At 55.2% G+C, this 10,655-nt stretch carries 10 protein-coding genes and 4 tRNA genes; all 14 read right to left on the reverse strand.

Annotated elements, in window-relative coordinates; translation table 11 throughout:
* Positions 1–14: 14 nt before the first annotated feature.
* The 14 genes from rpoB to birA all read right to left on the reverse strand — a co-directional run bounded on the left by rpoB (position 15) and on the right by birA (position 10,472).
* Positions 15–4,088 (reverse strand): DNA-directed RNA polymerase subunit beta, encoded by a 4,074-nt coding sequence (rpoB, locus tag K0H47_RS01650; RefSeq protein WP_017476319.1) that lies wholly within the window; start codon positions 4,086–4,088, stop codon positions 15–17.
* 220 nt (positions 4,089–4,308) lie between these two features.
* Positions 4,309–4,674 carry a 50S ribosomal protein L7/L12 gene (rplL, locus tag K0H47_RS01655; RefSeq protein ID WP_003210093.1) on the reverse strand — a complete coding sequence of 122 codons (366 nt, stop codon included), beginning with the start codon at positions 4,672–4,674 and terminating at the stop codon, positions 4,309–4,311.
* A gap of 78 nt (positions 4,675–4,752) precedes the next feature.
* Positions 4,753–5,253, reverse strand: a complete 501-nt coding sequence (gene rplJ, locus K0H47_RS01660; protein WP_010174464.1) for a 50S ribosomal protein L10 — start codon at positions 5,251–5,253, stop codon at positions 4,753–4,755.
* A 198-nt stretch (positions 5,254–5,451) separates the two neighbouring features.
* Complete coding sequence (rplA, locus tag K0H47_RS01665; protein WP_003176434.1) at positions 5,452–6,147, reverse strand: 50S ribosomal protein L1; 696 nt, start codon at positions 6,145–6,147, stop codon at positions 5,452–5,454.
* Positions 6,147–6,578, reverse strand: coding sequence for a 50S ribosomal protein L11 (rplK, locus tag K0H47_RS01670; RefSeq protein ID WP_003210097.1), 432 nt, complete (start codon positions 6,576–6,578; stop codon positions 6,147–6,149). The genes rplA and rplK overlap by 1 nt, the downstream gene beginning before the upstream one ends.
* A 117-nt stretch (positions 6,579–6,695) precedes the next feature.
* Entirely contained in the window at positions 6,696–7,229 is a 534-nt protein-coding gene (gene nusG / locus K0H47_RS01675) for a transcription termination/antitermination protein NusG (protein WP_003176436.1), read from the reverse strand.
* 9 nt (positions 7,230–7,238) lie between these two features.
* Positions 7,239–7,607: a preprotein translocase subunit SecE gene (gene secE, locus K0H47_RS01680; RefSeq protein WP_003210099.1), complete on the reverse strand. Its 369-nt coding sequence runs from the start codon at positions 7,605–7,607 to the stop codon at positions 7,239–7,241.
* A gap of 45 nt (positions 7,608–7,652) precedes the next feature.
* Positions 7,653–7,728 (reverse strand) — tRNA-Trp (locus tag K0H47_RS01685).
* Between the two features lie 164 nt (positions 7,729–7,892).
* Positions 7,893–7,968 (reverse strand) — tRNA-Thr (locus K0H47_RS01690).
* Positions 7,969–7,994: 26 nt separating this feature from the next.
* Positions 7,995–8,068 (reverse strand) — tRNA-Gly (locus tag K0H47_RS01695).
* 23 nt (positions 8,069–8,091) lie between these two features.
* Positions 8,092–8,176: transfer RNA gene (locus K0H47_RS01700), tRNA-Tyr, on the reverse strand.
* Positions 8,177–8,319: 143 nt separating this feature from the next.
* Positions 8,320–8,766, reverse strand: coding sequence for a hypothetical protein (locus K0H47_RS01705; RefSeq protein ID WP_063026815.1), 447 nt, complete (start codon positions 8,764–8,766; stop codon positions 8,320–8,322).
* 7 nt (positions 8,767–8,773) lie between these two features.
* Positions 8,774–9,523, reverse strand: coding sequence for a pantothenate kinase (locus K0H47_RS01710; protein ID WP_093204522.1), 750 nt, complete (start codon positions 9,521–9,523; stop codon positions 8,774–8,776).
* A complete protein-coding gene (birA, locus tag K0H47_RS01715; RefSeq protein ID WP_063026811.1) occupies positions 9,513–10,472 on the reverse strand; it encodes a bifunctional biotin--[acetyl-CoA-carboxylase] ligase/biotin operon repressor BirA in 960 nt (319 codons plus the stop codon). The genes K0H47_RS01710 and birA overlap by 11 nt, the downstream gene beginning before the upstream one ends.
* Positions 10,473–10,655: the final 183 nt, after the last annotated feature.

Genomic DNA, 10,655 nt, shown 5'->3' on the forward strand with positions numbered 1-10,655 from the left:
ATTCGCGTCACGTGTTATTCGGTTTCCAGATCGATATCGATGCCGAGGGAACGAATTTCTTTGATCAACACGTTGAAAGACTCGGGCATGCCCGGCTCCATACGGTGATCGCCGTCCACGATGTTTTTGTACATCTTGGTCCGACCGTTCACATCGTCCGACTTCACTGTGAGCATTTCTTGCAGAGTGTAAGCAGCACCGTATGCTTCCAGTGCCCAGACCTCCATCTCCCCGAAACGCTGACCACCGAACTGAGCCTTACCACCCAGCGGCTGCTGGGTAACCAGGCTGTACGAACCGGTAGAACGAGCGTGCATCTTGTCGTCTACCAAGTGGTTCAGCTTCAGCATGTACATGTAGCCAACAGTAACCGGGCGCTCAAACTTGTTGCCGGTACGGCCGTCGAACAGCTGCATCTGGCCGCTTTCTGGCAGGTCTGCCAGTTTCAGCATGGCCTTGATTTCGCTTTCCTTGGCACCGTCGAACACCGGGGTAGCCATTGGAACGCCGCCGCGCAGGTTCTTCGCCAGGTCCAGGATTTCCTGGTCGGAGAAGGTATCCAGCTCTTCGTTGCGACCGCCGATCTCGTTGTAGATCTCGTGCAGGAACTTGCGCAGGTCAGCAACCTTGCGCTGCTCTTCGATCATACGGTTGATCTTCTCTCCCAGACCTTTAGCCGCGAGGCCAAGGTGGGTTTCAAGGATCTGACCAACGTTCATACGCGAAGGTACGCCCAACGGGTTGAGGACGACGTCGACCGGGGTGCCATTGGCATCGTGCGGCATGTCTTCAACCGGCATGATCACGGAGACCACACCTTTGTTACCGTGACGACCGGCCATCTTGTCGCCCGGCTGGATGCGGCGACGGATTGCCAGGTAAACCTTGACGATTTTCAGCACGCCTGGAGCCAGGTCATCGCCCTGCTGCAGTTTGCGCTTCTTGTCTTCGAACTTGTCGTCCAGCAGACGGCGGCGATCAACGATATAGGCCTGGGCCTTTTCGAGCTGCTCGTTCAGAGCGTCTTCAGCCATGCGCAGTTTGAACCACTGGCCGTGCTCAAGACCGTCGAGTACTTCGTCGGTGATGTCCTGACCTTTCTTCAGACCTGCGCCGCCTTCAGCCTTGTGGCCTACCAGGGCGGAACGCAGACGTTCGAAGGTTGCGCCTTCAACGATACGGAACTCTTCGTTCAGGTCCTTGCGGATCTCGTCGAGTTGAGTCTTCTCGATGGACAGTGCACGAGCATCACGCTCAACGCCGTCACGGGTGAAGACCTGTACGTCGATGACAGTGCCCTTGGTACCGGTAGGTACACGCAGGGAAGTGTCTTTAACGTCGCTGGCTTTTTCACCGAAGATGGCACGCAACAGCTTCTCTTCCGGAGTCAGTTGGGTCTCGCCTTTCGGAGTGACCTTACCCACCAGGATGTCGCCTGCGCCAACTTCAGCACCTACGTAAACGATACCGGCTTCGTCCAGCTTGTTCAGTGCAGCTTCGCCCACGTTCGGGATGTCTGCAGTGATTTCCTCTGGCCCAAGCTTGGTGTCACGAGCCACACAGGTCAGTTCCTGAATGTGGATCGTGGTGAAACGATCTTCCTGAACCACACGCTCGGACAGGCAGATGGAGTCTTCGAAGTTGTAACCGTTCCAGGCCATGAACGCGATGCGCATGTTCTGACCCAGTGCCAGCTCACCCATATCGGTGGACGGACCGTCTGCCATGATGTCGCTGCGCTGAACCCGATCACCCTTGCTTACCAGCGGACGCTGGTTGATGCAGGTGTTCTGGTTGGAGCGGGTGTACTTGGTCAGGTTGTAGATGTCGACACCGGCTTCGCCAGTTTCAACTTCGTCATCGGCAACACGAACCACGATACGGCTGGCATCAACGGAGTCGATCACGCCACCACGACGAGCCACGACGCAAACGCCGGAGTCACGAGCTACGTTACGCTCCATGCCGGTACCTACCAGCGGCTTGTCAGCGCGCAGGGTCGGTACAGCTTGACGCTGCATGTTGGAACCCATCAACGCACGGTTGGCGTCATCGTGCTCCAGGAACGGGATCAGCGACGCTGCAACCGAAACTACCTGCTTCGGCGATACGTCCATCAAGGTGACGTCTTCCGGCGCCTTGACGGTGAACTCGTTCAAGTGACGAACAGCTACCAGCTCGTCGATCAGCATTTTCTTGTCGTTCATCGTGGCCGAAGCCTGAGCGATCACGTGATCAGCTTCTTCGATGGCGGACAGGAACACGATCTCGTCGGTGACCAGTGCGTCTTTCACCACACGGTACGGGCTCTCGAGGAAGCCGTACTGGTTGGTGCGCGCATAAGCAGCCAGGGAGTTGATCAGGCCGATGTTCGGACCTTCCGGCGTTTCAATCGGGCATACGCGACCGTAGTGAGTCGGGTGTACGTCACGAACTTCAAAGCCTGCACGCTCGCGGGTCAGACCGCCCGGGCCCAGTGCGGAAACACGGCGCTTGTGGGTGATCTCGGAGAGCGGGTTGTTCTGGTCCATGAACTGCGAGAGCTGGCTGGAACCGAAGAACTCTTTCACCGCCGCAGCCACTGGCTTGGCGTTGATCAGGTCCTGCGGCATCAGGCCTTCGCTTTCTGCCATCGACAGACGCTCTTTGACCGCACGCTCAACACGTACCAGGCCAACGCGGAACTGGTTCTCGGCCATTTCGCCTACGCAGCGAACACGACGGTTACCCAGGTGGTCGATGTCATCGACGATGCCTTTACCGTTACGGATGTCGACCAGGGTCTTCAGTACCGCGACGATGTCTTCCTTGCACAGCACGCCCGAACCTTCGATCTCGGTACGACCGATACGACGGTTGAACTTCATCCGGCCGACCGCAGACAGGTCATAGCGCTCAGGGCTGAAGAACAGGTTGTTGAACAGGGTCTCGGCAGCGTCTTTGGTTGGTGGCTCGCCAGGACGCATCATGCGATAGATCTCGACCAGCGCTTCCAATTGGTTGCTGGTGGAGTCGATCTTCAGGGTGTCGGAGACGAACGGACCGCAGTCGATGTCGTTGGTGTACAGGGTCTCGATGCGAACAACCTGGGACTTGGCGATTTTCGCCAGGATCTCGGTGTTCAGCTCGGTGTTGCATTCAGCCAGGATTTCGCCGGTGGCCGGGTGCACGATGACCTTGGCGGTGGTGCGACCCAGGACGTAGTCCAGAGGCACTTCCAGCGTCTTGATACCGGCTTTTTCGATCTGGTTGATGTGGCGCGCGGTAATACGGCGGCCGGCTTCAACGATGACCTTGCCTTTTTCGTCCTGGATGTCCAGAACGGCAATCTCACCACGCAGGCGCTGAGGCACCAGTTCCAGGCTGAGGGTTTCGCCGCTCAGGTGGAATACGTTAGTGGTATAGAAGGCATCCAGCACTTGCTCAGTGGTATAGCCAAGCGCGCGCAGCAGTACCGAGGCCGGCAGCTTGCGACGACGGTCGATACGCACGAACACGCAGTCTTTCGGGTCGAACTCGAAGTCCAACCACGAACCACGGTACGGAATGATCCGCGCGGAGTACAGGAGCTTGCCGGAGCTGTGCGTCTTGCCGCGGTCGTGGTCGAAGAACACGCCCGGGGAACGGTGCAGCTGGGAAACGATAACGCGCTCGGTACCGTTGATAACGAAGGTACCGTTCTCAGTCATCAGGGGGATTTCACCCATGTAGACTTCTTGCTCTTTGATGTCCTTGATCGCTTTGTTCGACGACTCTTTGTCGAAGATGATCAGACGGACTTTTACCCGCAAAGGTACGGCGTACGTAACACCGCGCAACACGCATTCTTTGACATCAAATGCCGGTTCGCCCAGGCGATAACCGACGTACTCCAGCGCAGCATTGCCGGAGTAGCTGATGATCGGGAAAACGGATTTGAAGGCCGCATGCAGGCCCACGTCGCGGAACTGATCTTTGGTCGCTCCCGCCTGCAAGAATTCACGATACGAATCCAGCTGGATAGCCAGAAGGTACGGGACATCCATGACGTCCGGCAACTTGCTAAAGTCCTTGCGGATACGTTTTTTCTCAGTATATGAGTAAGCCATCAGCGTTCCCCAGCTTGGTCACCTGCTTGTTTGGCCCCTCCCGACGGGAGCAGCCAGAAAATCTTGCAAACCCCATGGTTTGCACCACCGCATCGGGTGGTTACAGCGCGTTAGAGGCGACGACCGAGTCGATTGCCAATAACGGAAAAAGGCCGGTGGCAAGAGCCACCAGCCATCAGCCTTCAGCTTAACGCTTGGGCTGGAGACGCAAGGTCGATGCTTACTTCAGCTCGACTTTAGCGCCTGCTTCTTCCAGCACTGCTTTAGCTTTGTCAGCTGCGTCTTTCGACACTGCTTCCAGAACCTGGGCAGGGGCACCGTCAACTACTGCCTTGGCTTCTTTCAGGCCCAGACCGGTCAGTTCACGTACTGCCTTGATCACGTTTACTTTCTTCTCGCCAGCTTCCAGCAGCATGACGTTGAATTCGGTTTGCTCTTCAGCAGCAACAGCAGCAACAGCTGGGCCAGCCGAAGCAGCAGCAGCGGAAACACCGAATTTTTCTTCGAAAGCTTTGATCAGCTCAACAACCTGCAGAACCGACATTTCAGCTACGGCGTTGAGGATATCGTCTTGGGAGATAGACATTGCTGTAATTCCTGAATTGGGGGACGGCCTACGCGGCCATCGAAATAAACAAAAATACGCGAGAGGAGATGCTCAGCCTTAGGCTGCGGCAGCTTCTTTTTGCTCGCGAACTGCGGCCAGAGTACGAGCCAACTTGCTGGTAGCGCCTTGAATCACGCTCATCAGCTGAGAAATAGCTTCGTTACGGGTCGGCAGTGTTGCCAGTACGTCGATTTGGTTAGCTGCGAGGAACTTGCCCTCGAACGCAGCTGCCTTGATCTCGAACTTATCCTGACTCTTGGCGAATTCTTTGAACAAACGGGCAGCAGCGCCTGGATGTTCTTTGGAGAACGCGATCAGAGTCGGGCCGGTGAACACGTCGTTGAGGACACTGTATTCAGTGTCAGCAACAGCGCGCTTGAGCAGGGTGTTACGTACAACACGTACGTATACGCCAGCTTCACGAGCCTCTTTACGGAGTCCGGTCATAGCGCCTACTGTCACACCACGGGCATCAGCCACGACAGCGGACAGAGCAGCTTTGGCAGCCTCGTTGACTTCAGCGACGATGGCCTTCTTGTCTTCGAGATTAATTGCCACGGGTTTAACTCCTGCTTGTTACCGTTTCATCTGGCCTAGGCCGGATGTCGTTTTGGTGTCTGATTCGGTAAGGAACCGGGAGCACCATCTGCGTAGGCTTGTGGTTTAAGACTTGCGTCGCCTACGGTCTTGGATAGCCCCCGCCAGGCAGGGACCCCAATCTTTCAATTGGCGCAATTACTTGCGCCAATTTGTGTCTTATACGTCCAGCGAGCCTTGGTCGATGACCAGACCTGGGCCCATAGTGGTGCTCAGGGTAACGCGCTTGACGTAGATACCTTTCGAGGAAGCTGGCTTGATACGCTTCAGATCAGCGATCAGGGCTTCAACGTTTTCCTTCAGCTTGACGGCATCAAAGCCGACTTTGCCAACGGAGGTGTGAATGATGCCGTTTTTGTCGGTGCGATAACGAACCTGACCAGCCTTGGCGTTTTTAACCGCGGTAGCTACGTCTGGAGTTACGGTGCCGACTTTAGGGTTAGGCATCAGACCACGTGGACCAAGGATCTGACCCAACTGACCTACAACGCGCATTGCATCCGGGGAAGCAATTACGACGTCATAGTTCAGGTCGCCGCCTTTCATTTCGGCAGCCAGGTCGTCCATGCCAACGCGATCAGCGCCGGCGGCCAGAGCAGCTTCAGCTGCTGGGCCTTGGGTGAAGACAGCTACACGTACAGTCTTGCCAGTACCGTGTGGCAGCACAGTAGCGCTACGAACGACCTGGTCGGATTTACGTGGGTCAACGCCCAGGTTTACAGCAACGTCAACAGACTCGCTGAACTTGACAGTCGACAGCTCGGTCAGCAGAGCAGCAGCGTCTACAAAGTTGTAGGACTTGCCCGCTTCGATTTTGCCGGCGATAGCCTTTTGGCGCTTGGTCAGCTTAGCCATTACACACCCTCCACGTTAAGGCCCATGCTACGAGCAGAACCGGCGATGGTACGCACGGCTGCATCCATATCAGCTGCAGTCAGATCCGCGTTTTTGGTTTTCGCGATTTCTTCCAGCTGAGCACGGGTCACGGTGCCAACCTTAACGGTGTTAGGACGAGCGGAACCGCTAGTCAGACCAGCAGCTTTCTTCAACAGAACCGAAGCCGGGGTCGACTTGGTTTCGAAGGTGAAGCTACGGTCGCTGTATACAGTGATGATCACTGGAGTCGGCAGACCTGGTTCAATACCCTGAGTACGGGCGTTGAAGGCCTTGCAGAATTCCATGATGTTCACGCCGTGCTGACCCAGAGCTGGACCAACAGGTGGGCTTGGGTTGGCCTGAGCGGCCTTCACTTGCAGCTTGATGTAAGCGGTAATCTTCTTGGCCATGAGGCACTCCAATTACGGGTTCGAACGCCTCGAAAGGCTCCCCGGTTACTTGCGCGTTTATCCCAGTGACGACAAAACCCCACAGCCTAAGGCTGCGGGGTTGGGATGCTTGCTCAGCTAGACTTTTTCGACCTGGCTGAACTCTAGCTCTACCGGAGTAGAGCGACCGAAAATGAGCACTGCCACTTGGATCCGGCTCTTTTCGTAGTTAACTTCTTCGACAGTGCCGTTAAAATCTGCAAACGGACCATCTGTAACACGAACAACCTCACCCGGCTCGAACAACGTCTTCGGCTTGGGCTTGTCGCTACCGTCAGCAACGCGGCGCAGAATTGCTTCTGCCTCTTTGTCAGTGATCGGAGCAGGCTTATCAGCGGTACCGCCGATGAAACCCATGACGCGAGGAGTGTCCTTGACCAAGTGCCAAGTACCCTCATTCATGTCCATTTGAACCAGCACGTAGCCAGGGAAGAACTTGCGCTCGCTTTTGCGTTTCTGGCCATTACGCATTTCAACCACTTCTTCAGTGGGAACCAGAATTTCGCCGAAGCCATCTTCCATGCCTGCCAGCTTTACGCGCTCTAGCAAAGAGCGCATGACATGCTTCTCGTAACCCGAGTAAGCATGCACAACGTACCAACGCTTAGCCACGGGACACCCTTAGCCAACAATCAAGGAAACAAGCCAGCCGAGCAGGGAATCAAGCCCCCACAACAGCAACGCCATAACCAGAACAACAGCTACCACGATCAACGTGGTCTGCGTGGTTTCTTGGCGAGTCGGCCAAACGACTTTACGGATCTCGGTACGAGCTTCCTTCACCAGGACCGCAAACGACTTGCCTTTTGCAGTCTGCAGGCCAACAAAGGCAGCGACAGCAGCGAGGGCGAGCAATGCGAGGACACGGTACAGGATTGGCGACCCAGAGTAGTACTGGTTGCCAACAACGCCTACAACCACTACAGCGACTACTACAAGCCACTTGAGCAGATCGAAGCGAGAGCCTTGAGCTTCAGCCTTAGGAGTCATCTATGAAGATCCTGTGAAAAGAAAGCCAGACACACCAAGTGAATCTGGCAGGTCAGGAGGGAATCGAACCCCCAACCTACGGTTTTGGAGACCGTCGCTCTGCCAATTGAGCTACTGACCTAAAACAAAATCAGGCCGACAATTATGCCGATCTGAAAAAGACTTTACAACAACAAACCCCTTCGAACCTTGAACCACCTCAAACAAAGACATCGAGAGAGGACAGAATCAATCAGAGGTAGCTGTTAAAACAAAGGCAGATATTTTCATATCTGCCTTGTTATATGGAGCTCTTGAGCGGATTTGAACCGCTGACCTCACCCTTACCAAGGGTGTGCTCTACCAACTGAGCTACAAGAGCGAAACAACTTGCACAACCTGCAAACTTGGAGCGGGTAGCGGGAATCGAACCCGCATCATCAGCTTGGAAGGCTGAGGTTCTACCACTAAACTATACCCGCGGAGCTTGCAGCTCACGCTAAAATGGTGGAGGGGGAAGGATTCGAACCTTCGAAGTCGTAGACGTCAGATTTACAGTCTGATCCCTTTGGCCGCTCGGGAACCCCTCCTAAGCGAGCCGGCATTCTACATCATGCCAGCCTTCTGTCAACCACTTTCTCATTAAAAAATATGAGGTTAGCTGCGTTGACCTTCGCTTCACCTTGTCGACCCTAGAGGTCTTCACTGCGAAGCGGGCGCCATTCTATGCAAACTATTCGAAGGTTGCAATGCCTTCACACGGCATTATTTTATGTTTTAACTCATTGAATTCATTAGCAAGGTTTTCAAAGGGCAGATCATCGGCCAAGCGCCTGCTTTCAGGCGCTACTCGCAGCCAATATCCCTGAGCATCAGGCAGGCTCAGGGATTGCAGTTTGACCTTGATATCCAGGCTTGTAAGGCGCTGCTCGACGGACTGGACCTCTTTCTGATCGGACAGGCCGCCGATGTACAGGCATGTAGGCTGCACTTCAGGCGCCTTTACCTTGTCTCGCCGCACCATCGCATCAGCCGATTCACTTAACAGCCTGATATCTTGCTGAGAGCCACGATAGAGCGCCAAAGGCGTGACATCTTTAGCGCGCAGAGGGGCCTCCTGCTGATGCCAGATGTAATAGAAGACATTGAGGACCAGCAAAAGCAGAAACAGCCAACGCATAAAAACCTCAGGACAAAGGGCACGCCATCGCCAAGCCAACAAAAACCAGATCAGGGACGAGCCTCCCATGAGGCACCGAGTCAGACACCAACTCGGCGTCGCCGCCGGTGAGGAAGACAGTGAAGTCGCCCCCCCAGTAGCTTCGAGCCAATTCCAGCTGAGTCAGTACAAACCCTCTCAGCATGAGCGTACAGCCACGCTCTACCGCCTCCACGGTCGTACGCCCCGGAGACAGGGCCTCGAGGGCGCGCTCAGCGGCAATATCGTCGTAGCGTATTTTTCGGGTATGCGTTCGCAACTGATTACGCATCAGCGGCATGCCAGGGCAAATAAAGCCTCCGAGATGCTCACCGTCCGCAGCAATGAAGTCCGCTGTTGCTGCAGTGCCAAAATCGAGCACCAGGCACGCGCCCCGCGCCAATTGAAAACCACCCAACATTGCGAGCCAGCGGTCCAACCCAAGGCGCTCGAAGTCTTCGTACCCGTTCCGAACCCCACCCATCTGCCTTGCCGATGCAGCACAGAGGACCTTCACGCCAAACGCTTCCACCAGGGCAGTCACCAGCTGATTCGTCTCATCCGAGGCCCGAACACTCACCAGCCGACAGTCCCTCAACGCAAGCCCCGTGAGAGCGAACAGACTGTCGATCAACGAGGCATCCGACCCAACGACGCCCTCGGCAAAGATGCGCGCACTATCTGACTCAAGCACCCGCCATTTGATAAAGCTATTCCCACAGTCGAGCTCAAGAATCATCACGCAACCTCAGGCTTAGCTCACCACCGCTATATACTTTTTCGACACCGTCCACACTCAACCTTAACGCACCCTGCCCATCGATCCCCAACACCACTCCATCAATCTGATTCACACCAGCGATGAGCGATACCGGTCGGCCCTGCCATAAATGACTCTGTTCCCACTCACCCTGGATCGCGGAAAAGCCGGACAACCGGTGTCGATCAAGATAAGCCTGCAGCTGTACACCAAGACGCGCTACCAGGTAGTTACGATCGACAGCATTGCCAGTCTCCAACTGCATGGAGGTCCATTGCTGATCGACCTCATCCGCTTTCTGCATATTCACATTAATGCCGATACCGAGGACGACATGACAAACATCAGCGGGATCTCCTATCAGCTCCAGGAGAATTCCGGCGATCTTTTTCTGACCCACCAAAACGTCATTTGGCCACTTTAATCCAGCATTGCGCACACCCACATCCCGCAGCGCCTGCATAACTGCAAGCCCGACTACTAGGCTTAAACCCTCCAACTGACGCATGCCGCCGTCGATCCGCAGCACGAGACTGTAATACACGTTCTGAGCGAAAGGACTGACCCACTTCCGCCCGCGCCTCCCCCTGCCGGCAGTTTGCTGCTCTGAAAGCACAAGAAATGGCGCAGTGCGGCCAGCCTCGATAAGACGCAACGCTTCGGCATTGGTAGAGTCAATGGAGTCTGAGATGTGAACAGTCCATGTAGGAACCGGTACATGCCGAGCAATTTCATCAGCACTCAACAAAACCAGGGGCGTAGCCAACTGATATCCCCTACCGCGAACTTTATGGATAGGTAGATTCAATTCCGCCTCGAGATGCTGAAGCTGCTTCCATACAGCACTGCGACTGACGCCCAGGGCAGCACCAAGCGCCTCCCCGGAGTGGAATCGACCATCTTTTAGAAGTTTCAACAACGTCAGCATGCAAGTCTCGCCTCACAATGAGGCACGCATGATAGCCATGCATAAGGCCATTGCATAGAAAGGCAGGACTTTAGCATTCAAGACACTGACAGTCTTCGCTCGCCATACTTTCCGACCGCCCAAAACAAAACCCCTGATTGCGTTAGCAATCAGGGGTTTCGGAATTTAATCTTGACGATGACC

This window comes from Pseudomonas sp. Xaverov 83, from assembly GCF_019352905.1.
Classification (GTDB): Bacteria; Pseudomonadota; Gammaproteobacteria; order Pseudomonadales; family Pseudomonadaceae; genus Aquipseudomonas; species Aquipseudomonas yamanorum.